Annotated in this window: 20 protein-coding genes; 8 read left to right on the top strand and 12 right to left on the bottom strand. The window is 70.8% G+C overall.

What is annotated here, in order from left to right:
- The first annotated feature begins 99 nt into the window (after positions 1 to 99).
- The 6 genes from OG520_RS32175 (at position 100) to OG520_RS32150 (ending at position 7086) form a co-directional block, all read left to right on the top strand.
- Positions 100 to 864 (top strand): IclR family transcriptional regulator, encoded by a 765-nt coding sequence (locus tag OG520_RS32175; RefSeq protein WP_406015460.1) that lies wholly within the window; start codon positions 100 to 102, stop codon positions 862 to 864.
- A gap of 235 nt (positions 865 to 1099) precedes the next feature.
- On the top strand, positions 1100 to 1891 hold the full coding sequence (locus OG520_RS32170; RefSeq protein ID WP_406015459.1) for an MIP/aquaporin family protein: 792 nt from the start codon (positions 1100 to 1102) through the stop codon (positions 1889 to 1891).
- A gap of 56 nt (positions 1892 to 1947) precedes the next feature.
- Positions 1948 to 3474, top strand: coding sequence for a glycerol kinase GlpK (glpK, locus tag OG520_RS32165; protein ID WP_406015458.1), 1527 nt, complete (start codon positions 1948 to 1950; stop codon positions 3472 to 3474).
- A gap of 5 nt (positions 3475 to 3479) precedes the next feature.
- Positions 3480 to 5090, top strand: coding sequence for an FAD-dependent oxidoreductase (locus tag OG520_RS32160; protein WP_406015457.1), 1611 nt, complete (start codon positions 3480 to 3482; stop codon positions 5088 to 5090).
- A gap of 135 nt (positions 5091 to 5225) precedes the next feature.
- A complete protein-coding gene (locus OG520_RS32155; RefSeq protein ID WP_406015456.1) occupies positions 5226 to 6284 on the top strand; it encodes an LLM class flavin-dependent oxidoreductase in 1059 nt (352 codons plus the stop codon).
- 130 nt (positions 6285 to 6414) lie between these two features.
- On the top strand, positions 6415 to 7086 hold the full coding sequence (locus OG520_RS32150) for a FadR/GntR family transcriptional regulator (protein ID WP_406015455.1): 672 nt from the start codon (positions 6415 to 6417) through the stop codon (positions 7084 to 7086).
- A gap of 97 nt (positions 7087 to 7183) precedes the next feature.
- Here OG520_RS32150 and OG520_RS32145 read toward each other — a convergent pair whose 3' ends face one another.
- The 5 genes from OG520_RS32145 to OG520_RS32125 form a co-directional block, all read right to left on the bottom strand.
- Complete coding sequence (locus OG520_RS32145) at positions 7184 to 8236, bottom strand: ABC transporter permease (RefSeq protein ID WP_389974544.1); 1053 nt, start codon at positions 8234 to 8236, stop codon at positions 7184 to 7186.
- Positions 8233 to 9753, bottom strand: a complete 1521-nt coding sequence (locus OG520_RS32140) for a sugar ABC transporter ATP-binding protein (RefSeq protein ID WP_406015454.1) — start codon at positions 9751 to 9753, stop codon at positions 8233 to 8235. The genes OG520_RS32145 and OG520_RS32140 overlap by 4 nt, the downstream gene beginning before the upstream one ends.
- A gap of 2 nt (positions 9754 to 9755) precedes the next feature.
- Positions 9756 to 10796 carry a sugar ABC transporter substrate-binding protein gene (locus tag OG520_RS32135; RefSeq protein WP_399330111.1) on the bottom strand — a complete coding sequence of 347 codons (1041 nt, stop codon included), beginning with the start codon at positions 10794 to 10796 and terminating at the stop codon, positions 9756 to 9758.
- A 166-nt stretch (positions 10797 to 10962) separates the two neighbouring features.
- Positions 10963 to 11742 carry an SDR family NAD(P)-dependent oxidoreductase gene (locus OG520_RS32130; protein WP_406015453.1) on the bottom strand — a complete coding sequence of 260 codons (780 nt, stop codon included), beginning with the start codon at positions 11740 to 11742 and terminating at the stop codon, positions 10963 to 10965.
- A complete protein-coding gene (locus tag OG520_RS32125; RefSeq protein WP_399330113.1) occupies positions 11739 to 13091 on the bottom strand; it encodes an L-fuconate dehydratase in 1353 nt (450 codons plus the stop codon). The genes OG520_RS32130 and OG520_RS32125 overlap by 4 nt, the downstream gene beginning before the upstream one ends.
- A gap of 256 nt (positions 13092 to 13347) precedes the next feature.
- Between OG520_RS32125 and OG520_RS32120 the strand changes: the two genes are divergently transcribed.
- Positions 13348 to 14430 (top strand): PAC2 family protein, encoded by a 1083-nt coding sequence (locus OG520_RS32120; RefSeq protein ID WP_399330114.1) that lies wholly within the window; start codon positions 13348 to 13350, stop codon positions 14428 to 14430.
- 63 nt (positions 14431 to 14493) lie between these two features.
- On the opposite strand, the gene OG520_RS32115 is transcribed toward OG520_RS32120, so the two are convergent.
- The 5 genes from OG520_RS32115 to OG520_RS32095 form a co-directional block, all read right to left on the bottom strand.
- Positions 14494 to 17538, bottom strand: a complete 3045-nt coding sequence (locus tag OG520_RS32115; RefSeq protein ID WP_406015452.1) for an NPCBM/NEW2 domain-containing protein — start codon at positions 17536 to 17538, stop codon at positions 14494 to 14496.
- 134 nt (positions 17539 to 17672) lie between these two features.
- On the bottom strand, positions 17673 to 18902 hold the full coding sequence (gene mshC, locus OG520_RS32110) for a cysteine--1-D-myo-inosityl 2-amino-2-deoxy-alpha-D-glucopyranoside ligase (RefSeq protein ID WP_266421569.1): 1230 nt from the start codon (positions 18900 to 18902) through the stop codon (positions 17673 to 17675).
- A 175-nt stretch (positions 18903 to 19077) separates the two neighbouring features.
- Entirely contained in the window at positions 19078 to 19941 is an 864-nt protein-coding gene (locus OG520_RS32105; protein ID WP_399330116.1) for an SCO1664 family protein, read from the bottom strand.
- Entirely contained in the window at positions 19905 to 20495 is a 591-nt protein-coding gene (locus OG520_RS32100; protein WP_399330117.1) for a DUF3090 domain-containing protein, read from the bottom strand. Before OG520_RS32100 ends, OG520_RS32105 begins: the two co-directional genes overlap by 37 nt.
- 106 nt (positions 20496 to 20601) lie before the next feature.
- Positions 20602 to 21318, bottom strand: coding sequence for a histidine phosphatase family protein (locus OG520_RS32095; RefSeq protein WP_399330118.1), 717 nt, complete (start codon positions 21316 to 21318; stop codon positions 20602 to 20604).
- A 59-nt stretch (positions 21319 to 21377) separates the two neighbouring features.
- Here OG520_RS32095 and corA point away from each other — a divergent pair, with 59 nt between their 5' ends.
- A complete protein-coding gene (corA, locus tag OG520_RS32090; RefSeq protein WP_399330119.1) occupies positions 21378 to 22373 on the top strand; it encodes a magnesium/cobalt transporter CorA in 996 nt (331 codons plus the stop codon).
- 25 nt (positions 22374 to 22398) lie between these two features.
- Here the strand turns inward: corA and OG520_RS32085 are convergent, their stop codons facing one another.
- On the bottom strand, positions 22399 to 23187 hold the full coding sequence (locus OG520_RS32085) for a ferritin-like domain-containing protein (RefSeq protein WP_406015451.1): 789 nt from the start codon (positions 23185 to 23187) through the stop codon (positions 22399 to 22401).
- Positions 23188 to 23396: 209 nt separating this feature from the next.
- The gene (locus OG520_RS32080) at positions 23397 to 24446 is read right to left on the bottom strand and encodes an LLM class F420-dependent oxidoreductase (protein ID WP_406015450.1); all 1050 of its coding nucleotides are present in this window, start codon (positions 24444 to 24446) and stop codon (positions 23397 to 23399) included.
- Positions 24447 to 24510 lie beyond the last annotated feature (64 nt).

Here is a 24510-nt window from a genome sequence, read left to right as displayed (position 1 = left end):
TTCGGAGCGGTGTCGCGGTTTTGCCGCGCGATCGAGCGAGGGTCGGCATCGACCGATAGTGTTCAGCATTGTCGAACCGAGGTGGAGGAGTACGGCGCGATGGCCAAGAACATCCAGTCGCTGGAGCGGGCGGCGGCGATGCTGCGTCTGCTGGCAGGCGGCGAGCGGCGGCTGGGGCTGTCCGACATCGCCTCTTCACTGGGCCTGGCCAAGGGCACCGCGCACGGCATCCTGCGCACGCTCCAGCACGAGGGCTTCGTCGAGCAGGACGCCGCGTCCGGCCGCTATCAGCTGGGCGCCGAGCTGCTGCGCCTGGGCAACAGCTATCTCGACGTCCACGAGCTGCGGGCCCGCGCGCTGGTCTGGACGGACGACCTGGCCCGCTCCAGCGGCGAGAGCACGCATCTGGGCGTGCTGCACCAGCAGGGCGTCCTCGTCGTCCACCACGTGTTCCGTCCCGACGACAGCCGGCAGGTCCTGGAGGTCGGGGCCATGCAGCCGCTGCACTCCACGGCCCTGGGCAAGGTGCTCTCGGCCTACGACCCGGTGGCACACACCGAGGCCCTGGAGGCCGAGCGGCAGGCCTTCACGCCGCGCACGGTCACCGATCCGGAGGACTTCGAGGCGATGCTCGACCTGATCCGGGCGCGCGGCTGGGCGGCCGACGTGGAGGAGACCTGGGAGGGCGTGGCCGCGGTGGCCGCCCCGATCCACGACCGGCGGCGGATGCCGGTCGGCGCGGTGGCCGTGACCGGTGCCGTGGAGCGGGTCTGCGCGGACGGGGAGCTGCGCCCGGAGCTGATCGCCGCGGTGCGCGACTGCGCCCGCGCGGTCTCCAGGGACCTGGGCGCCGGACGGTTCTGACCGCCGCGGCGGGCCGGGGCCGGTAACGATCGAGTTATAGGCCACACAACCCTTGACGCCTGATTCACCTGGGGGAAGCATTGCCGTTCATCGGTCGGCATTGTCGAACACCTAACGGAAAAGAGCGTTAGGGTGTGACAGCGCCAAGGGCCGGAAAACGCCCTCACACGAGGGCGCGGACCACCGGAGGGACCCGGGGTTCGGCTTCCCTGGACGAAGGACAAAGGAGTCGCGGGTGTCCAGCTCCGACATCTTCATCGGCGAGACCATAGGTACCGCCGTACTCATCCTGCTCGGCGGCGGTGTCTGTGCCGCTGTCACTCTCAAGCGCTCCAAGGCGCAGAACGCCGGCTGGCTGGCCATCACCTTCGGGTGGGGCTTCGCCGTGCTGACCGGCGCGTATCTGGCCGGTGGCGTTTCGGGCGCGCATCTCAATCCGGCGGTCACGATCGGCCTCGCGATCGAGGGCGGCACCAAGTGGAGCGACGTGCCGCTGTACCTCGGCTCCCAGCTGTTCGGCGCGATGATCGGCGCGGTGCTGGTCTGGCTGACGTACTACGGGCAGTTCCGGGCGCATCTCACGGATCCGGAGATCCTGGCCGCCCACTCGGGTGAAGAGGGCATGGTCGACAAGGCTTCCGCCCCGAAGGCGGGCCCGGTCCTGGGCGTCTTCTCCACCGGTCCAGAGATCCGGCACGCCGTGCAGAACATGGTCACGGAGATCATCGCCACCGTCGTGCTCGTCCTGGCGATCCTCACCCAGGGCCTCAACAACGACGGCGACGGTCTGGGCACGCTCGGCGCACTGATCACCGCTCTGGTGGTCGTCGGTATCGGTCTCTCGCTCGGCGGCCCGACGGGCTACGCGATCAACCCGGTTCGCGACCTCGGTCCGCGTATCGTGCACGCGCTGCTGCCGTTGCCGAACAAGGGCGGTTCCGACTGGGGCTACGCATGGATCCCGGTCGCCGGACCGCTCATCGGCGGCGCGATCGCGGGCGGGCTCTACAACGTCGCCTTCGCCTGAGCCGTGGCGCCCAGAGCCGCAACCCTCACGACCACACAGACTTCCGGGAGCACACCGTGACCGACGCACACACCACCGGCCCGTTCATCGCGGCCATCGACCAGGGCACCACCTCCAGCCGCTGCATCGTCTTCGACAAGGACGGCCGGATCGTCTCCGTCGACCAGAAGGAGCACGAACAGATCTTCCCGAAGCCGGGCTGGGTCGAGCACAACGCGACCGAGATCTGGGAGAACGTCCAGGAGGTCGTGGCCGGCGCCATCGTCAAGGCGGGCATCACCGCCGCCGACGTGAAGGCGATCGGCATCACCAACCAGCGCGAGACCACGCTGCTCTGGGACAAGAACACCGGTGAGCCGGTCCACAACGCCCTCGTCTGGCAGGACACCCGGACGGACGCGCTCTGCAAGGAGCTCGGCCGCAACGTCGGCCAGGACCGCTTCCGCCGCGAGACCGGTCTGCCGCTCGCCTCGTACTTCGCCGGCCCCAAGGTCCGCTGGCTGCTCGACAACGTCGAGGGGCTGCGCGAGCGCGCCGAGCGCGGCGACATCCTCTTCGGCACCATGGACTCCTGGGTCATCTGGAACCTGACCGGCGGCACCGACGGCGGCGTCCACGTCACCGACGTCACCAACGCCTCGCGCACGCTCCTGATGAACCTGCACGAGATGCGGTGGGACGAGCGGATCCTCCAGTCGATGGAGATCCCGGCCGCGGTGCTCCCCGAGATCCGTTCCTCCGCCGAGGTGTACGGGAACGCCAAGGGCGGCGTGCTCGACGGGGTCCCCGTGGCGTCCGCGCTCGGTGACCAGCAGGCGGCCCTCTTCGGCCAGACCTGCTTCTCCGAGGGCGAGGCCAAGTCCACGTACGGCACCGGCACCTTCATGTTGATGAACACCGGTGAGACCCCCGTCAACTCGTACAACGGACTACTGACGACCGTGGGGTACCGGATCGGCGACCAGAAGCCGGTCTACGCCCTGGAGGGCTCCATCGCCGTCACCGGTTCGCTGGTGCAGTGGATGCGCGACCAGATGGGCCTGATCAAGTCCGCGGCCGAGATCGAGACCCTGGCCTCGTCGGTCGAGGACAACGGCGGCGCGTACTTCGTGCCCGCGTTCTCGGGCCTGTTCGCCCCGTACTGGCGCTCCGACGCCCGCGGCGTCATCGCCGGCCTGACCAGGTACGTCACCAAGGCGCACATCGCCCGTGCCGTCCTGGAGGCCACCGCCTGGCAGACCCGCGAGATCACCGACGCCATGACCAAGGACTCGGGGGTCGAGCTGGCCGCCCTCAAGGTCGACGGCGGCATGACCTCCAACAACCTGCTGATGCAGACGCTCGCCGACTTCCTGGACGCACCCGTGGTGCGGCCGATGGTCGCCGAGACGACCTGCCTCGGCGCCGCCTACGCCGCCGGTCTCGCCGTCGGCTTCTGGCCGGACACCGACGCGCTGCGCGCCAACTGGCGCCGGGCCGCCGAGTGGACCCCCCGCATGGACGCGGACAGCCGCGACCGCGAGTACAAGAGCTGGCTCAAGGCCGTGGAACGGACCATGGGCTGGATCGAAGACGAGGAGTAATCGACATGACCACCCTGCAGAGCGTCCCGGCCCTCGGGACCCACCCGGCCTCCGGCTCCCTCCCGAGCCGTGCCGAGACCAGGGAGCAGCTGTCCAAGGCGGCGTACGACCTCCTGGTGATCGGTGGCGGCATCCTGGGCATCTCCACCGCCTGGCACGCCGCGCAGTCCGGGCTGCGGGTGGCCCTGGTGGACGCCGGCGACTTCGCCGGCGCCACCTCCTCCGCCTCGTCGAAGCTGCTCCACGGCGGTCTGCGCTACCTGCAGACCGGCGCGGTGAAGCTGGTGGCGGAGAACCACTTCGAGCGGCGCGCGGTGTCCCGTCAGGTCGCCCCGCACCTCGCCAATCCGCTCACCTTCTACCTGCCGGTCTACAAGGGCGGGCCGCACGGCGCGGCCAAGCTCGGCGCGGGCGTGTTCGCGTACTCGGCGCTCTCCGCGTTCGGTGACGGGGTCGGGCATGTCATCAGCCCGGCGAAGGCGCAGCGCGACGTGCCCGAGCTGCGTACGGACAACCTGAAGGCCGTCGCGGTCTACGGCGACGACCAGATGAACGATGCCCGGATGGCGCTGATGACCGTCCGCGCGGCCGTCGAGGCGGGTGCGGTCGTCCTCAACCACGCGGCGGTGACCGGGCTGCGGTTCACCAAGGGACGGGTGACGGGCGCCGACCTGGAGGACCGCACGGACGGCACGGAGTTCGGCGTCGACGCCAGGCTCGTGCTGAACGCCACCGGACCGTGGGTCGACCACCTGCGCAGGATGGAGAACCCGGACGCGGCGCCCTCCATACGCCTGTCCAAGGGCGCACACCTCGTGCTGAAGCGCACCCGCCCGTGGAAGGCCGCGCTGGCCACCCCGATCGACAAGTACCGCATCACCTTCGCCCTGCCGTGGGAGGACATGCTGCTTCTCGGCACGACGGACGAGGAGTACGAGGGCGATCCCGCGGACGTCGCGGTCAACGAGAAGGACACCGCGCAGATCCTCGACGAGGCGGCGTTCTCCATCCGGGACCAGCAGCTGTCGCGCGATCTGATCACCTACTCCTTCGCCGGTCTGCGGGTGCTGCCCGGCGGCCCCGGCGACACGTCCAAGGCCAAGCGCGAGACGGTCGTGACGGAGGGCCGCGGCGGGATGCTGTCGGTCGCGGGCGGCAAGTGGACGACGTTCCGCCACATCGGCCGTACGGTGATGAACAAGCTGGCCGCACTCCCCGGGCACCCGCTCGCCGAGGACATGGAGCCGATCGCGCACCTGCCGAAGAAGCTCCCGCTGCCCGGCATCGCCAACCCGAACGCGGTGGCGCACCGGCTGATGGTCGACGGCGGCACGCCCGGCCCGCGGATGGCGGCCGACACCGCCCGGCACCTCGCCACGCACTACGGCTCGCTCTCCTTCGACATCGCGCGGATGGCGAACGAGAACCCGGCGCTGGCCGAGCGCATCCACCCGGACGCGCCGGAGATCTGGGCGCAGGTCGCCTACGCCCGTGACCACGAGTGGGCCGAGACGGCGGACGATGTGCTGCGCCGCCGGACGACGCTGACGATCCGGGGCCTGGCGACGGACGAGATCCGGGCCGGCGTCGAGTCCATGCTCGGCGACCGGGGCTGACCCGTCCCGGGGCACGGCGAGGGGCGGCTCCCGCGAGGGAGCCGCCCCTCGGCGCCTGCCGGGACACCGCGGGGACCGGCGAACGCGCCATACGGCCGCCATACGGGTGCAATACGGCGCGGGGACAGTTGAGCCATGAAGTTCTCCGTGCTCTCCCTCATCGGCCACGCCTCGCACCCGCTCGACCACCGACTCCCCTCCCCCGCCGAGCGGTTCGAGGAAGTGATCGGGACCGGCGTCGTCGCGGAACGGCTGGGTTTCGACGCGTACGCGGTCGGCGAACGGCATGCCGGTCCCTTCCTCTCGTCCAGCCCGAGCGTGGTGCTCGGTGCGCTGGCGGCCCGTACCTCCACCATCCGGCTGCTGACCGGTGTCACGGTCGTCGCGATCCTCGATCCCGTGCGGGTGGCCGAGGACTTCGCGACGCTCGACCAGATCTCCCGGGGCCGGATCGAGCTCGTCGTCGGCAAGGGCGCGGAGGCCGGTCACTTCGACCTCTTCGGGCTCGACGAGGAGCGGCAGTGGGACCTCCAGCGGGAGAAGTACGAGCTGCTGCGGCGGCTCTGGCGCGAGGAGGGCGTCGACTGGGAGGGCGAGTTCCGGCCCGCGCTGAAGAACGCCACGACCCTGCCGCGCCCGTACGCGGGGCCGCCACGCGTCTGGCACGGCTCGGCGACCGGTCTCGACTCCCCCGAACTGGCGGCGCGCCACGGCGATCCGCTGTTCACCGCCAACGCCGTCCAGCCCCGCGCGGCGTACGCCCGGCTGATCGACCACTACCGGGAGCGCTTCGAGGCGTACGGCCACGATCCGGCCCGCGCGCAGGTGGCCGCGGGGTCGGGCGGGCTGCTGATCGCCGACAGTTCGCAGCAGGCCGTGGAGCGCTACAAGGAGCTGTACGAGGCGAAGGTGGCTCAGTCCTTCCGGCCGCATCTGGAGGGCAGGGCCGGCTACAACACACCGTTCCGGACGATCGAGGAGGCCATCGCGGACGGGCCCCAGCTGATCGGCAGCCCGCAGCAGATCATCGACAAGATCCTCGGCTGGCACGAGGTGTACGGGCACGACCTCCAGTCGGTCGGTGTGGACGGTTTCGGGCTGGGCCGGGACGAGCAGGCCGAGACCCTCCAGCGGTTCGCGGAGGAGATCGCTCCGGTGGTGCGGCGCGAGGCACCGTCCGCGCTCTGGGACTGACCCCGACGGGCGTCCGGCCGCCCGCACCCGGGGCGACCTGCGGCAGACCTGGTTCATCCGACTCCTCCGACCCGCATAATGAGGGGATACATCGGATGTCTGATTCCAGTCCGGATCCAGGAGGACCGTCATGGCTGTCACCGACGAGGCGATCGAGAAGATCAAGGGAATGATCGTCTCGGGTGCTCTGCGCCCCGGCGACCGGCTCCCCAAGGAGAGCGAACTCGCGGCGGAGCTCGGGCTCTCCCGCAACTCGCTCCGCGAGGCGGTACGGGCCCTTTCACTGATCCGCATCCTCGATGTCCGCCAGGGCAACGGCACGTATGTGACCAGCCTCGATCCGCAACTGCTCCTGGAGGCGCTCAGTTTCGTGGTGGACTTCCACCGCGACGACACGGTGCTGGAGTTCCTCGCGGTCCGCAGGATCCTGGAGCCCGCCGCGACGGCGATGGCCGCCACCCGGATCAGCGAGGCCCAACTGGACGCGCTCAGCTCGCAGTTGGACGCGCTGGGGGCGCAGCCCTCGGTGGAGGAACTGGTCGCCTGCGATCTGGAGTTCCACCGCGGCATCGTGCAGTCGTCCGGGAACTCGGTGCTCTGTTCGCTGCTCGACGGGCTGTCGGGGCCGACGACCCGGGCGCGGGTCTGGCGCGGGCTGACGCAGGAGGACGCGGTCAGCCGCACGCTCCATGAGCACCGGGCCATCGTGTCGGCACTGCGGGACCGGGACGCGGAGGCCGCGCGGGCCTGGGCGACGGTGCATGTGGCGAGCGTGGAGCAGTGGTTGCGGTCGACGCTTTAGCACGGTCCGGTGCGGACCCGGGGCTCCGCCCCGGACCCCCGGTCCTCGAACGCCGGACGGGCTGGATCCGCCCCGTCCGGCGTTCGGGAAGCGGGCCTCAGTCCTGCTTCTCGCCGCTCGCGAAGCGGGAGATGACCAGGGCGACGATGATGATCGCGCCGTTGAGGAACTGGTTCCACAGCGCCGGGACACCGCCGAGGGTCATCACATTGACCACCAGCTGGAGCGTCAGCACACCGGTCAGCGCGCCGAACAGGGTGCCCCGGCCACCCTTGAGGCTGATGCCTCCGATGACCGCGGCGGCGAACACCTGGAAGATCCAGCCGTTGCCCTGGGTGGCCGCGACCGATCCGTAGTGGCCGGTGTAGAGGATGCCCGCGAAGGCCGCCAGCAGTCCGCCGATGGCCAGCACGATCCAGGTGACCCGGTCCACCCGGATGCCCGCGGCGCGCGCCGCTTCCGGGTTGCCGCCGATGGCGTACAGCGAGCGTCCGTGGCGCAGCCAGGCCAGCGCGGCGCCGCCGACGGCGAACAGGGCCAGGCAGATCCAGACGGCGGCCGGTGCGCCGAGCCATTCGCTCTTGCCGAGGTAGCGGAAGGACTCCGGGACGTCGGTGATGGACTTGCCCTCGGTGATGCCGATGTGGAGGCCGCGCAGCATGGTGAGCATGCCGAGCGTGGCGATGAAGCCGTTGACCCTCAGCTTCAGCATCAGGAAGCCGTTGACCGCACCGATCGCGAGGCCCACCAGCAGACAGAGCGGGATCGCCGACCAGGTGGGCAGCAGGCCCAGGCCCGCGAAGCGGCCGCCCTCGGCGGGCAGGACCAGCCACATCGCGACGACCGGCGCGATGCCGATCGTCGACTCCAGGGACAGGTCCATCCGTCCGCAGATCAGGATCAGCGCCTGGCCCAGCACCAGCAGGCTGAGCTCGGAGGACTGCTGGACGACGCTGATCAGGTTCTCGGAGGTCAGGAACACCGGCGAGACGATGAAGCCGATCACCATCAGCACCAGGATCACCGGTACCAGCGAGAAGTCGCTCCATCTGATCAGCTTCAGCCGGTCCAGCGGCCGTTCGCCGGTCGAGGAGCCCTTCGGCCCGCCGTCGATGCCGTCGGCCGCCAGGGGCCGTACCGTGCCGGTCATTCCCTCTCCCCCACACCTTCCATGGCGGCGACGAGCTCCCCGTCGTTCCACCCGCTTGCGAATGTCGCGACCACGCGGCCGTGGAACAGGGCGAGCACCCGGTCGCAGACCCGCAGATCGTCCAGCTCGTCCGAGATGATCACTGCGGCGTTCCCCTCGTCGGCGACCCGTCGCACGACTCCGAGCAGCGAGTCCTTGGACTTGACGTCCACGCCCGCGGTGGGCCGGACCGCCACCAGCACGCTCGGCTCGCGGGCCAGTGCGCGGGCGACCACCACCTTCTGCTGGTTGCCGCCGGAGAGCCCGGAGACGGGCTGCTCGGGCCCCTGCGTCTTGATGTCCAGCGAGGCGATCATCGAGCGCGCGAACTCCCTGGTACGGGAGGGCAGTACGGTCCCCCACGGGCCGAGCTGGTCGGTGACCGTGAGCGTGGCGTTCTCGGCGACGCTGCGTTCCAGGACGAGGCCCTGGTCGTGCCGGTCCTCGGGGATGTAGCCGATCCCGGCGTCCAGCGCGTGCGGCACACTGCCGGAGCGCACGGCCCTGCCGTGCACGCGGACCGTGCCGCCGCCCGCCTTCCGCATGCCGGCCAGGGTCTCGCCCAGTGCCGTGTTGCCACTGGCCGCGGAGCCGGCGAGGCCGAGCACCTCGCCGGGGCGGACCTCCAGGTCCAGCGGTTCGAACTGGCCCTGGACGGTGAGTCCTTCGGTACGCAGCACGGGGGCGGCCGACTCGTCCCGTGCCGCGGCACCGACGCCGCCCGCGTGCCAGGCGGTGGCACCGGCGGACTGCTCGCCGGTCATCGCCGCCACCAGCTCCGCCTTGGCGATGTCGGCGACCGGGGCGGTCAGCACATGGCGGGCGTCGCGGTAGACGGTGACCGCCGTGCACAACTCGTACACCTCCTGCAGATGGTGGGAGATGAAGAGGAACGCCACTCCCTGGCTCTGCAGTTCCCGCAGCTTGTCGAAGAGCCGCCCGATGCCCCGGGCGTCGAGCTGGGCGGTCGGTTCGTCCAGGATGATCAGCCGGGCGCCGAAGGACAGCGCCCTGGCGATCTCGACGAACTGCCGCTGCTCGACGGCGAGATCGCGCGCTCGGGTGCTGGGGTCGACCTGGACGCCGTAGTCGGCCAGCAGCTGCTGCGCACGTCTGCGGAGCCTGCCCCAGCCGATCCAGGGGGCGTTGTCGTCGAAGCGGTTGAGGAAGAGGTTCTCCGCGACGGTGAGGTCCGGGACGACCATGGACTTCTGGTAGACGCAGGCGACCTTGGACTGCCAGGCCGTGGTGTCACCGAAGGCGGGCGCGGGCTCCCCGCCGAAGGTGACCGTGCCCGCGTCCGCCTTGTGGAGCCCGGTCAGGACGCTGACCAGCGTGGACTTGCCCGCGCCGTTGCGCCCGACCAGGGCGTGGGACTCACCCGGCTGCACGGTGAGCCGGACCCCGTCGAGCGCCACGGTGGGCCCGAAGCGTTTGACAACGCCTTCCGCCTGTACGGCAGGTGGTGCCTGGTCCATGGCTAGCTCTTCTTCTCCAGCTGGTTGGCCCACAGCTTCGGGTCGTCGACGTTGTCCTTGGTCACCAGCGGCGCGGGCAGCTGGTCCTCGAAGCCGTTCGGGATCTTGATGATGTTCGAGTCGTGGTCGGTGGGGCCTTCCTTGAAGGTCTTGCCGTCCAGGGCCGCCTTGGCGTAGTACAGCGCGTACTTCGCGTACAGGTCGGCCGGCTGGGAGATCGTCGCGTCGATCTTCCCGGCCTTGATCGCGTCGAACTCCTCCGGGATGCCGTCGTTGGAGATGATCGTGATGTGCCCCGGCGTACCGGCCGGCTTCAGCAGCTTCTTCTGCTCCAGGAGGGCGAGGGTGGGCTGCAGGAAGACACCGCCGGCCTGCATGTAGATGCCGTTGATGTCGGGGTTGGCGGCCAGGGTGGCCTGGAGCTTGGCGGAGGCGACGTCGCCCTTCCAGTCGGTGGCCAGCTCGAAGACCTTGATGCCGGGGAAGTCCTTGTCCATGCAGGCCTTGAACGCCTCGGACCGGTCACGGCCGTTGATCGAGGAGAGGTCGCCCTGGAACTCGACGACCTTGCCCTTGCCCTTGAGCTGCTCGCCGAGGTACTTGCAGGCGTTGGCCCCGTACGCCTTGTTGTCGGCGCGCACCACCATGTAGATGTTGCCCTTGTCGGGGCGGGTGTCGACGCTGACGACCGGGATCTTCTTCTCGTTCAGCGTGTTGAGCGACTCGGTGATCGCGCCGGTGTCCTGCGGTGCCATCACGACGGCCTTGGCGCCCTGGTCGGTGAAGGTCTGGACGTTGGCGACCAGCTTGCCGATGTCGTTCTGCGAGTTGGTCAGCGGCAGCGCCTTGACCTCGCCCGCCTTGACGCCCTTCTCCACGTAGTTCTGGTACGAGTTCCAGAAGTCGCTGTCGCTGCGCGGCAGGTCGATCCCGACCTTGCCTCCGCCCGCGCCGTCGGCGGTGGACTCGCGGTTGCAGCCCGCGAGGGCAGTGACGGCCAGCAGTACGGCGCAGGCCGCCGCACTCGTCGTACGCACTCTCATTGGTGTCCCGTCCTTTGTGAGTACCGGCTCGGAGCTCTGTCGGCAAAGCGGAGGTGCATGGTGCGCGGGGGTGCGGCCCGGTGACGCGGCTCGGGCCCGGGGCCTCTCGTCCGGGTCGGCCCGCGGGCGCGGCCCCGACCCGGACGAGAGGCCCCGGCGCCCCCGGTCAGCTCTCGGCGGGGCGCAGGCGCAGCCCCTGCATGCCGCCGTCGACGGCCAGGGCCGTACCGGTGACCGAGGCGGCGGCGGGGCTCGCGAGGTAGACGACCGCGGCAGCCACCTCGTCGGCCGACACCAGGCGTCCCAGCGGCTGGCGGGCGTTGAGCGCGGCCCGCTCGGCGGCCGGGTCGTCGGCCCGGCCGAGGAGCCGGCCGATCCACGGGGTGTCCGCGGTGCCGGGGTTGACGCAGTTGACCCGGATGCCCTCACGGACGTGGTCGGCAGCCATCGCCAGGGTCAGCGAGAGGACCGCTCCCTTGCTCGCGCTGTACAGGGCGCGCTGAGGCAGCCCGGCGGTCGCCGCGATGGAGCAGGTATGGGTGATCGACACGGCGCCGGGGCGGGCGGCCGCGGCGCGCCGCAGATGGGGCAGGGCGTGCCGGGCGGTGCGGACCATGCCGAGGACGTTGATGTCCAGGACCCGGGTCCACTCGTCGTCGGCGTTGTCCTCGACCGTGCCGATGGAGCCGATGCCCGCGTTGGACACGACGGTGTGCAGCGCGCCCAGTTCGGCGGCGGCGCGGTCGACCGCCTCGCGCACGGCGTCGTCGTCGGTGACGTCCGCCTTGACGGCGAGGGCGCCCTCGGGGGCGCCGGCGGTCTCCCGGTCCAGTACGGCCACCCGCGCGCCGCGTGCCAGCAGCATGGTCGCGACGGCTGCCCCGATGCCTGAGGCGCCGCCTGTGACCAGGGCGCCCATTCCCTCGAAGTCGCTCGTTGTGGTCATCGGTGGGCCTCCTCGGTGCGGCGGGCCTGCCATACGGCGCCCTGCGGGTAGCGGTGTGCGGCGATCGACTCGGGGAGCATCCGGGCGGAGAAGCCCGGGGAGCTCGGCGCGGTGTAGCGGCCGGACTCGATCACGGTGGGGTCGGCGAAGTGCTCGTGGAGATGGTCGACGTACTCGATCACGCGGTTGTCCCGACTGCCGGAGACCGCCACGTAGTCGAACATGGAGAGGTGCTGCACCAGCTCGCAGAGTCCTACCCCGCCCGCGTGCGGGCAGACCGGCACGCCGTACTTCGCGGCGAGGAGCAGGATCGCCAGGTTCTCGTTGACGCCCGCGACGCGTGCCGCGTCGATCTGGACGAAGTCGACGGCTCCGGCCTGGAGCAGCTGCTTGAACACGACGCGGTTGGCGACGTGTTCGCCGGTGGCGACCTTGACCGGCTGGCCGGCCCGGACGGCGGCGTGGCCGAGGATGTCGTCGGGACTGGTCGGTTCCTCGATCCAGTGCGGGTCGTACGGCGCGAGCGCGGTCATCCACTCGACCGCGTCCGGGACGTCCCAGCGCTGGTTGGCGTCGACGGCGATCCGGATGTCGGGCCCGACCGCGTCGCGGGCCAGGGCGAGCCTGCGGACGTCGTCGCGGAGGTTGCCGCCGACCTTCAGTTTGATCTGGGTGAAGCCGTCGGCGACGGCCTCCTTCGCCAGCCTGACCAGCTTGTCGTCGCTGTAGCCCAGCCAGCCGGGCGAGGTGGTGTACGCCGGGTACCCCTCGGCGCGCAGCCGTTCGGCGCGCTCGGCCCGGCCCGGTGCGGCGGCCCGCAGGATCGCGAGGGCCTCCTCGGGGGTGAGTGCGTCGCTGAGGTAGCGGAAGTCGACGAGGGAGACGAGTTCCTCGGGCGTCATCCCGGCGAGGAACTCCCAGACGGGTCTGCCCGCCAGCTTGGCCGCCAGGTCCCAGGCGGCGTTGACGACCGCGCCGGCCGCCATGTGCATCACGCCCTTCTCCGGGCCGAGCCAGCGCAGCTGCGAGTCATGGGTGAGCTCACGGTGCAGTGCGGCGAGGTCGGCCGCGGTGCGGGGCGCCGGACGCCCCACCAGGTAGGGGCGCAGCGCGTCGATGGCGGCGGCCATCACCTCGTTGCCGCGCCCGATGGTGAAACAGAAGCCATGTCCCTCGATGCCGCCGCTGCCGCTGTCCGGGCCGTCCGTGCGGTCGGGGACATCGGTACGCAGTACGACGTAGGCAGCCGAGTAGTCGGGATCGGGGTTCATGGCGTCCGAGCCGTCCAGTTGTTCCGAGGTCGGAAAACGGATGTCGTGGACCTCGAAATCCGTGACGGTCTGACTCATGTGCGCCCCCAGGGGAATAACATCGGACCTCTGTTCTGGTCATCCGATGTATAGCGCCACCAGGGCGCCAACGTCCAGGGATTGATAGAAATTGACCGGACACAGCTCGGATGTATCCGGAGTCCGATGCCTTGATCCGACCGGTGGTGCACCCTCGTGGACCAGGTTCACCCGACTGTGCACGGAGGCTGCGGCAGGAGTGGCCGGAAGCCGTAAGGTTGATGGGTACACAAGGGAACTTCGGAAGGAGGCCTGGGTGATCGAGCTCGAGGGGGTTCCCGAGCTGATCGACCCGGTCATGGTGGCCGCGTTCGAGGGATGGAACGACGCAGGGGACGCCGCCTCCACGGCGGTCGCGCACCTGGACCGGGAGTGGAAGGGCGAGGTGTTCGCGGCGCTGGACGCCGAGGACTACTACGACTTCCAGGTCAACCGGCCGACGGTGTGGCTGGACGGCGGGGTGCGCAAGATCACCTGGCCGACCACCAGACTCTCCGTGGTCCGCGTCGGCGGGGACAAGCCCCGCGATCTCGTCCTGGTCCGCGGTATCGAACCATCCATGCGCTGGCGCTCGTTCTGCAACGAGATCCTGGGCTTCGCCCATGAGCTGGGTGTGGAGATGGTGGTGGTCCTGGGCGCCCTGCTCGGCGACACCCCGCACACCCGCCCGGTTCCGGTCAGCGGAGTCACCTCCGATCCGGATCTGGCACGGACCATGGACCTGGAGGAGACCAGGTACGAGGGGCCGACGGGCATCGTCGGCATCCTCCAGGAGGCCTGCACGCACGCGGGCGTGCCCGCGGTGAGCCTGTGGGCGGCGGTGCCGCACTATGTGTCGCAGCCGCCCAACCCGAAGGCCACGCTCGCGCTGCTGAACCGCCTGGAGGACCTGATCGGTCTGCGCATCCCGCTGGGCGAACTGCCCGAGGACGCGCGCGCCTGGCAGCTCGGCGTCGACCAACTGGCCGCCGAGGACAGCGAGGTGGCCGAGTACGTGCAGACGCTGGAGGAGGCCCGGGACACCGCCGAGCTTCCCGAGGCGAGCGGCGAGGCCATCGCCCGGGAGTTCGAGCGCTATCTGCGCCGCAGGGACATCGGTCCGGGCCAGGCGCCCGGCGGGCATGCGACGGAGAGCGGCGACGCCTCGTATCTGCGCGACACCTCCAGCGGCCGTACCCGTCCGCCCAAGCCGGCCCGTCCCGAGACCGGCGGCGACACCGGGCCCGGCGCGCCGCCCGCGGGCGGGCCCGGCCGGCAGCCACCGGCCGACCGGGAGGGCGGCGACAGCGGTGACGGCGACGGCCCGCAGGATTCGTCGGAGGACTCCCCGGAGGACTGACGGGACCGGTGGAGCGCCGGGCGGGTACGTCACCGCCCGGCGCTCCCGTGCTGTCCGGGACATTCAGGAACAGCTGAACCGGGCCGCGGCCCAGTCCCCGTGGTCACCGGTCCTGGAACCGTTGGTGTCCGTGACCTTCAGGTGCACATGACGCGCACCGTCGAGCTTCACGTCGACCGGCACGGTCGCCGAAGCCCCGGTCACCTTCGGGGAGGTCCACAGCACCTTGCCGTCCGCCTCGACGGAGAAGGCCACCTCGCCGTAGCCGTTGATCTCGTCGTCGATCCCCGCGTCGGCGGTGAACGCGGTGCAGCGCCCGCCGAGATAGACCTCGATGTCGGAGTCGGCATGGGTGCCGATCCCCTTCTCGTACGTCTTCCCGGCGAGGGTCAGCGGGTGCCCGTCGCTCGCGCCCGACTCGCCGTTGCTGCGGTCCCGTTCGGCCGGTCCGTAGCCGTTGGTGGACTTCAGCCACACCAGATCGCTCGCCCAGGCCTCGCCGGTGGGCGGCGGTGGCATGACTCCGGCCGCGAACCGCTGCGTGGCGGTCCGGGACTCACCGGCCGACCGGTAGCGGACGAGTGCGGTGATCCGTGCCTCGCCCGCCGCGGCGTCCTTCGCGGGGGTGACGGACACCTCGACCCGACGGGTGGTGCCCGCCGGGATCCGGTCCACCTTCGCGGTCCGTGCGACCTGCCAGCCCTCGGGGACGTCCAGGCCGACCTCGGCGCCGGTCACATCGGCCCTGCCCGCGGTGACATCGACGGCGACGGTGCCCGCGGCCCCGGCGCCGACCTCCTGCCCGGACGGCACGGAGACCACGGCGCCCGCCGCGGCGTGCCGGCCGCCGACCGCGCTGGTGTCCTTCAGCTTCACGGAGAACTTCTTGCCGGTGGACAGCGGCGCGGTCTTGATCTTCACCACGCCGCCGCGGTCGTCCCGGTCGTACCACCAGCCCTGCTTCGCGGCCTTGAACGCGGCGGCGGAGGCCAGCCGGGGCAGCTTCCCGCCGAGCTCGACCGCGCTCGGGGCGGAGCCGGTGTGCACGGTGAACTCGTACGGGCGCTCGCTCTGCTTGCCCGTGAACTTCCCCTCGCTCGCGCCGATCCGCACGGTCACGTCGCCCGCGCCCCGGACCGGTGCGTCCACGTCGGCCCGCTGGGTGGCGTACTTGCCGTCGCGGTGCTGCCGGGTGACGCCGTCGTCCTCGTACAGCGTGAAGGACGACCTGCCCTGCGGGTAGACGTCCCAGGCGAGCGGGGAGCCGGCGGTGCGGTCCTTGTACGAGCGGATGCCGGGCCACATCGGCACACTGGCACCGCCCTTGACGAACAGCGGCAGGGTGTCGAGCGGGGCGCTGTAGTCGTCGAGGGTGACCGGACCCTCGTACGTCCGCCCGCTCCAGTAGTCGGTCCAGGTGCCCTTCGGCAGATAGATGCCGTCGCGCTCGGTGCTGTCCTGGTAGACCGGTGCGACGAGGAAGTCCTCGCCGGACATGAACTCGTACTTCACGGCGTCCGTCGCCGCCTTCGGGTCGTCCGGGTATTCGAGGACGAGCGGACGGACCATGCCGACGCCGGACTTGGTCGCCTCGTGCGCGTAGGAGTACTGGTAGGGCAGCAGCGACTCCTTGAGCTTGAGGTAGTCGCGGTTGATGGTGGTGTACGGCTCTCCGTACCGGTAGGGCTGCTTGTCGCTGGCCGCCCAGCCGTCCATCGTCATCGTGGTCCCCAGGAACATCTTCCACTGGAGGTCACGGGTGTAGGTCTTGGCGCTGCCGCCGAAGATGCCGTCGACGTCGCCCGTGGTGTAGGCGAGGCCGGACATCGTGGCGCCCGCGTAGGTCGGGATCTGCCAGCGGATGTAGTCCCAGGTGCCGTACTGGTCGCCGGACCACTGCACGCCGCAGCGCTGCGCGCCCGACCAGCTCTCGGGGGCGTAGGTGAAGCCGCGGGCGTCGCTGTTGTCCTCGATGCCCTTGTACGCGTCCTTGCAGCCGTCCAGGGCGAACTTGTAGCCGGCCCCGATCCAGGCGACGTCCAGCTTGGCGACCCGCTGACCGGCCTTGACCTGGTCGGCGATCTTGTCGATGCCGTCCTGGGTCCACAGGCCGAGCTGCATGTCGCGGTCCTGGAGGCCCTTGGCGGTCTCGGCGAGGTCCTCGTGACCGCAGCCGTAGCCGTCGTTGACGAGCATCCAGCCGTTCGGCATGTCGTGCTCCAGGTAGCCGTCGGCGACCTTGAGCGCGTCCAGGGTGTGGCGTTCACCGCGGTTGGCGTTGTGGAGGTAGCAGTCGGCGTCGCCGATCTCCATTCCGTACATGGGCGGCAGGAAGGGCTTGCCGGTGAGCTTCGTGTACTGCCCGATGACGTCCTTGGCGCTGTCGCCCGCGAAGTAGTAGGCGTCGAAGCGCTTCTCCTCGGCGCTGGTGGTCACCGGGTCGGTGAAGGCATAGGTGTTCGGCGCGTAGGTGTTGCGGAAGACGCCGTAGCCGGCCGAGGAGAGGTAGAACGGGACCGAGTTGGGGTGGCCGCCGTCGTCCCAGTTGTAGTCGACGCCCACCTCGACGGTCTTGTCGCGGTGCGAGGTGTTGCCCCGGCCGTTCTGCATGCCGGCGCCGTAGAACTGCTCGTCCGCGCCGCGGGCCAGGGTCTGGGTGGTCTTCTCGCCGTTCCAGCTCAGCCCCTTGGCCTCGGACCAGACCTGGCTTCCGTCGGCCCGGTACAGGGCGAAACGCAGGGGCGACTTGTAGGCGCGCAGGGTGACGTCGGCGGTGGAGAGCTCGTAGCGGTCGCTCCGCTCCTTCCACCGGGTGTGCGGCGGGGTGCCCTGCGGCAGGACGATGTCGTCGCCGGCCGGGTCCGAGAACGTGCCGCCCGGGGCGAGTTCGATACGGAAGGTCTCGGCGGAGACGAAGCTGACCCGCGCCTCGGCGGTGCCGGCCTTCAGGTGGTAGACGGGTCCGTCGGCGGAGAATCCGGTGAGGTCGCCGACCGTGGTGTCCGGTTCGGCGGCGCCGGCCTCGGCAGCGCCGGGGCCCGCGAGGACGGCGAGCAGCCCGAACAAGGCTGCAACTGCCGCCGCTCTGATGCGCGTTGATGTTTGCATAGAGCGCTTTTAGCGCAACACCGAGCACTTGACCATGGACAAAACGGAACCGGCCCTGAACTTCGTCGAGAAGTCCAAGGCCGGTTCGCTCCGAACGTCCGGTGGAAATCGGCGGGTTGTCACCCTGCGCGGTGTTACAGGGCGACACCCAGCAGCGCGTCGACGGTGCGCGAGACCAGGCCGGGCGCTCCCTCGTCCGTACCGCCGTCGGCGTTCTGGCGCTCGGCCCAGCGGTCCACGGCGGCCAGCGCGGCCGGCGCGTCCAGATCGTCGGCGAGGGCCTCGCGGACCTCCTCGACCAGGGCCTCGGCGGGCAGTCCGTCGGGCCGGGAGACGGCGGACCGCCACCGCGCGAGCCGCTCCACCGCGTCGGCGAGCACCTGGTCCGTCCACTCCCAGTCGGACCGGTAGTGGTGCGACAGCAGCGCCAGGCGGATCGCCGCCGGGTCCACGCCGTCATGGCGCAGCTTCGAGACGAAGACCAGATTGCCCCGGGACTTGGACATCTTCTCGCCGTCCAGGGCGACCATTCCGGCGTGCACATAGGCCTGGGCGAAGGGGTATTCGCCAGTCAGCACCTGGGCGTGCGAGGCGCCCATCTCGTGGTGCGGGAAGGCGAGGTCGGACCCGCCTCCCTGGACGTCGAAGCCCATGCCGAGGTGGTCCAGGGCGATGGCGACGCACTCGATGTGCCAGCCGGGCCGGCCGGGGCCGAGGGAGGCGCCGTCCCAGCTCGGCTCGCCCTCACGGGCGGCCATCCAGAGCATCGGGTCGAGGGGGTTCTTCTTGCCGGGGCGCTCCGGGTCGCCGCCGCGCTCGGCGGAGAGCAGCCGCATCGCCTCGGCGTCGAGGTTGGAGACGCCGCCGAAGTGCGGGTCGGTCTCGACGGAGAAGTACACATCGCCGTCGAGCTCGTAGGCGGCACCGGCGTCGCGGAGCCGTTCCACCAGCGGAACGATGCCGGGTATGGCCTCCACGGCACCGATGTAGTGCTTCGGCGGAAGCATGCGCAGGGCAGTCATGTCCTCGCGGAACAGGGCCGTCTCGCGCTCGGCGAGCTCGGTCCAGTCCTGACCGTCGCGCACGGCCCGCTCCAGCAGCGGGTCGTCCACGTCGGTCACGTTCTGGACGTAGTGAACCTGCCGCTTGGTGTCGAGCCACACGCGCTGAACGAGGTCGAACGCGTTGTAGGTCGCCGCATGACCCATGTGGGTCGCGTCGTACGGCGTGATGCCGCAGACATAGATGCGGGCGACGGGACCGGGGTCAAGGGTGATCCGTCCGCCGGTCGCGGTGTCGTGGATCCGAAGGTCGCGGCCCTTGCCAGGCAGGGCGGGGACCTCAGAAGCGGGCCAGGCATGCATGCCACGAGCGTAACCGGATGCATGTTCCGGATACGAACCGGCTGCCGGATCTTGGCCGAAGAGGCGGTCTTGCGCCGCGTGGCCGCATCTGCTTCGGGGTGCAAGGCCGGCACCCCGGTCCGCGCCCCCGGGGCCGTACGGCAGGCCCCGGGGCACCGCGTAACCCCTGCTCGGCTCAGACCGGCGGCCAGGGGATCGACGGCCATTCCCCGCTCGGCTCCGGGTGCCGTCCCGTCTCCCTCAGTCCCGCCACACGGCCCCGCAACGCCTCGATCTCGACCTCGGTGATCAGCTCGCCCAGCCGGGTGACGAGCGGGGTGCCCGGCGCGAGTTCCGCCCCCAGCCGCTCGACGACCTCGACGGCCTCCGCCGTCAGCGGCTCCCCAGCCCACCCCCAGAGCAGCGTGCGCAGCTTGTCGTCCGCGTTGAAGGTCACACCGTGGTCGATGCCGTAGAGCCGGCCGCCGGGTGCGGGCAGCAGATGGCCGCCCTTGCGGTCCCCGTTGTTGATCACGGCGTCGAGGACGGCCAGCCGCCGCAGCCGCGCGTCGTCCGCGTGGACCAGCAGGGCCGTCCTCCCCTCGCCGACCTCGGCACGGGCGACGGCCTTCCAGCCCTCCCCGGGCTCCTCGTCCTCGACGAGCGCGAGCAGCGGGGGCTCGCCCGCCCCACCCGTCTCATCGGCTTCGTCGTCCTCGGGGGCCGCGTCTATCCACAGCTGGCACATGCCCTCGCCGTACGGACCGTCGCGCAGCACGGTCGGCGGCACGAGGCCCCACCCGGTCGCCTCGGATATCTCGTACGCGGCCACCTCGCGCCGGGCGAGGTTGCCGTCCGGGAAGTCCCACAGGGGCTGTTCGCCGGCCACCGGCTTGTAGACGCAGGTCGCCTCCTCGCCGTCGCGCGCGACCGTGCAGTACAGCACCGCGTTGGACGCCCCGCGGATCTGTCCGAGGACGGTGAGCTCCCCCTCGGCGAGCAGGGCGACCGGGTCGGTGCCGGTCAGGCTCCGCGACGGTATCCGTTCTGGCGCGGGCATACGTGTCCTTCCGGATCGAGCGGCAGGCTGCACAGCGGGCACGGCGGACGTCCGGCGTTCACCACGTCCAGGGCTCGCTTGGCGAAGGCCCGTGCCTGCGCGCCGCTGAGCCGGACCCGGAGCATCGGCGGACCGTTCTCCTCGTCCTGGAGCAACCGCTCCTCGGCCTCGGCGAGGTCCTCGTCGGAGTCCACGTCCAGCTCGACCAGCGCCTGCGCCTCGACAATCATGCGCTGTTCCTCGCCGTCCCAGGCGAGCGCCATCGTGCCGACCCGGAACTCCTCCTCGACGGGGATGTCCAGGGGCGCGGTGTCGGTGACGTCCATCGGTGCGACGGCGGGCACCGGGGAGTTTCCGCCGGTCCGCCGCACCACTTCGTCGAGCAGTTCGTCGATCCGCTCGGCGAGCGCGGCCACCTGGGTCTTCTCCAGGGCCACGCTGGTGACACGTCCGCCTGAGGATGCCTGCAGGAAGAACGTACGGCGTCCAGGCAATCCGACCGTACCGGCCACGAAACGGTCCGGGGGGTCGTAGAGGAACACCTGACGGGACACGTCCTGTCTCCCTTGAGATCGACGGTGGATGAGGGGCGGCCGGGGCCGCGGGAGGTTCCCCCGGGGCAAGGCGCCTACGGAGCGTCCACCCTACTGCGCGAAGCGATCACGGCGCCCCAGCGCCGCCCCCGACAGCCGCGTCCGCGTCCGCCGCCGGGCGCGCGCCCGGGTCGGCACCGCCGGGGTGCTCGCGCGGTGCCAGCGACGCGAGGTCCCCGGTGTCGCCGAGACGCAGCAGGAAGGGCCGCAGCCTGGTGTAGCGGATCGCGGTGACCGAACAGGGGTCGGCGTGGATCCGCTGGAAGAGGTCGAGATGCATGCCGAGCGCGTCGGCGACAAGGGCCTTGATGATGTCGCCGTGCGAGCACATCACGTAGACGGCGTCGTCGCCGTGCCCGGCCTCGACGCGGGCGTTCCAGTCCCGTACCGCGTCGACGGCGCGCGCCTGCATGCCGCGCATCGACTCGCCGCCGGGGAACGCCGCGGCGGACGGGTGCTGCTGCACGACACCCATCAGCGGTTCGTCGGCGAGCTCCGCGAGTTTGCGACCCGACCAGTCACCGTAGTCGCACTCGCTGATCCGCTCCTCGGTGTGCAGTTCCAGCTCCGGCCGGGCGGCGAGGAGCGGCCGCAGGGTCTCCCGGCAGCGCTGGAGCGGGCTGCTGACGGCTGCGGCCAGGGGCAGCCCGGCGAGCCGTCCGGGCAGTGCCGCGGCCTGTTCGGCACCGCGCTCGTCGAGCGCGACACCGGGGGCGCGGCCCGCGAGCACCCCGGCCGTGTTGGCGGTGGAGCGTCCATGGCGTACGAGGATCAGGGTGGGCATACGGGCCAGCGTAGGCCGCCGACGAGGGTGAGGTGCGCCGGGGAGCGCGGCAGGGAAGAATGCGCGCCGTGATCGTGGACTGTGCCATCTACCGGGACGGGCGCCGCACCGACGGCCCCGCCGACTTCTCCGACGCCCTCGACGAGGCACGGGCCACCGGGGACGCGTTCCTCTGGATCGGGCTGCACGAGCCGACGGAGAAGGAGTTCGCGCTCGTCAGCAGCGAGTTCGGGCTGCATCCGCTGGCGGTGGAGGACGCCCTGAGCGCGCACCAGCGGCCCAAGCTGGAGGTGTACGACGACTCGCTCTTCGCCGTCATCAAACCGGTGGTGTACGAGCAGACCAGCGACACGGTCACCACCGACGAACTGATGGCCTTCATAGGCGATTCGTTCGTCGTGACGGTCCGGCACGGGGAGGGCGCGCCGCTCGCCGCGGTACGCCGCCGGCTGGAGGCCGAGCCGGAGGTGCTCAAGCACGGGCCGACAGCGGTGCTGTACGCGATCAGCGACGCCGTCGTCGACCACTACATCGAGGTGGCGGGCGAGCTCCAGGTCGACCTGGAGGAGCTGGAGACCGAGGTGTTCGCGCCGACCGGCGTCGGCGACACCAAGAGCACCGCGGCCCGCATCTACACCTTCAAGCGGCAGATCCTGGAGTTCCGCCGGGCCACCGGTCCGCTGAGCGCCCCCATGGCCCGGCTGGCGGGCGCGGACGTGCCGTTCGTCCACGAACACTCGCAGCCGTTCTTCCGCGACGTCAGCGACCATCTGACGCGCGCCAACGAGTACGTGGAGGGGCTGGACCGGCTGCTCTCCGACATCCTCTCGGCCCATCTGGCCCAGGTGGGCGTGCGGCAGAACGACGACATGCGCAAGATCTCGGCCTGGGCGGCGATGGCCGCCGTGCCGACCATGGTGGCGGGGATCTACGGCATGAACTTCGATCACATGCCGGAGCTCCGCTGGGTGTGGTCCTATCCGGTGGTGATCGCGCTGATGGCCGTCGTGGTCTTCGCGCTGTACCGGCAGTTCAAGCGCCGCGGCTGGCTCTGACGGACGGGCCGGTGCCCCGCCCGGTTCAGGCGGACCCGGGCTCCGGCACCGCGGGACCGCCCAGCGCGTCACGCCGCTCGGGCTGCGCCAGGCTCACCATGCGCCGCCATCCCACCAGCCGTTCGTACGCGTAGACGCCGTGGATCCCGGCGGCCAGCACCGCCGATCTGGCCCGGGGCCAGCCCAGGATGCGGCCCATGTGGTTCATCACGGCGAGGCTGACGTCGCGGTACACCCGGATCTCGGCGAGCGCGCACTCGCGCAGGGTGCGCTGGATGGCGCGGCCGTGTCCGGCGCGGGCGAAGCGGAGCAGTTCCTCGTGGCAGTACGCCAGGTGGTTGTCCTCGTCGTTCGAGATCATTGTCACGGCGCGGCCGAGGTCGGGGTGGTCGGCGAAGTGCTTGCGCAGCAGGGCCATCTGCTCGGAGGCGCGCTGCTCGGTGACCCGGCTGTGGGCGAGGTAGGTGATGATGTCGCGCTCGGAGAGCCGTTCCTCGCCCCGCAGCTGCTCATGGGCGAGGCCGATGCCGTGCTTCTCCAGCAGCATCGTGTAGTCGGTCTCGTGCGGGATCTCCGCCGGCCGGAGCCCGCGCTTGCGCAGCAGCGCGTCGAAGATCCTGCCGTGCTTGTCCTCGTCGGCGCCGTGCCGTGCGATCTTGGGCGCCAGCGCGCGCTGGCTCTCGGGCACCAGGGCCGCGATGCGGCCGTTCTCCCAGCCGCCCTGGGACTCCCCGCCGGCCGCGATGGAACAGAACAGCCGGAACGACTCGTCGTCGTCGAGAATCTCCAGGAACAGGTTCCTTGCCGAGAGCATCACTGCCACCTCCGTGCGCGTCCGCCGAGCGACAGTCAAGTGCGGCACACCCACCCGGGCAACAGGAACGGGCCCCGGCTACGCCGGATGGGGCGCGTGCCGCCGTGACCGCCCGGCCGTGCGCGCGTTGATATGCGTAACGGCCGTGGCGGGGAGGCCCCGAACCCCCACCACGGCCGTAGTGCTGCTCCCGGGAGCAGCGAAACCTGTTACGCGAGCCCGGAGCGCTCCAGCGCGTCCGTGCCGGCCCGCAGGGCCGTGAGCCGCTCTTCGAGCGTGAACCCGGCCGGGGCCAGGGTCAGCGTCGTGACCCCCGCGGCGGCGTAGGCCTGCATCCGCTCGGCGATCCGCTCGACCGGGCCGAGCAGCGCGGTCTGGTCGATCAGCTGGTGCGGTACCGCGGCGGCGGCACCGCTCTTGTCGCCGGACAGGTACTTGTCCTGGATCTCGGCGGCTTCCTTCTCGTAGCCCATGCGCTGCGCGAGCTGGTTGTAGAAGTTCTGCTTGCGGCTGCCCATGCCGCCCACGTACAGGGCGGTGTACGGACGGAACATGTCCGCGAGGCCGTTGACGTCGTCGCCGACGGCGAGCGGCAGGGTCGGACAGACGTCGAAGCCCTCCATCGTCAGGCCGGACTTCTCACGGCCCGCCCGCAGGTACGTCATCGCGGTGTCCTCCAGGTGCTCGGCGGAGGGGAAGATCAGCAGCGCGCCGTCGGCGATCTCGCCGGTCTGCTCCAGGTTCTTCGGGCCGATCGCGGCGATGTAGAGCGGGATGTGCTCGCGCTGCGGGTGGACGGTCAGCTTGATGGGCTTGCCCGGACCGTCCGGCAGCGGCAGCGTCCAGTGCTGCCCCTCGTACGAGAGCCGCTCGCGGGACATCGCCTTGCGGACGATCTCGACGTACTCCCGGGTGCGGGCCAGCGGCTTGTCGAACTTGACGCCGTACCAGCCCTCGGAGACCTGCGGTCCCGACACGCCGAGGCCGAGCCGGAACCGGCCGCCGGAGAGCGAGTCGAGGGTGGCGGCGGTCATCGCCGTCATGGCGGGCTGGCGGGCCGGGATCTGCATGATCGCGGAGCCGACGTCGATGGACTCGGTCCGGGCGGCGACCCAGGAGAGCACGGTCGGCGCGTCGGAGCCGTACGCCTCGGCCACCCAGCAGACGTCGTATCCGAGCCGGTCGGCCTCCTGGGCGACGGCGAGATTGTCGCCGTCCATTCCCGCGCCCCAGTAACCGAGATTGATGCCGAGCCGCATAACCGCTCCCCTTACCGATCAGTAACGTCCCTGAGCTCCGGACTCTAGCGCGCGCCGACGGGAT

Origin of the sequence: Streptomyces sp. NBC_00984 (assembly GCF_045162475.1) — a bacterium.
Classification (GTDB): domain Bacteria; phylum Actinomycetota; class Actinomycetes; order Streptomycetales; family Streptomycetaceae; genus Streptomyces.
Note: the sequence above shows the minus strand (reverse complement) of the source record. Positions and strands in the feature narration are given on the sequence as shown.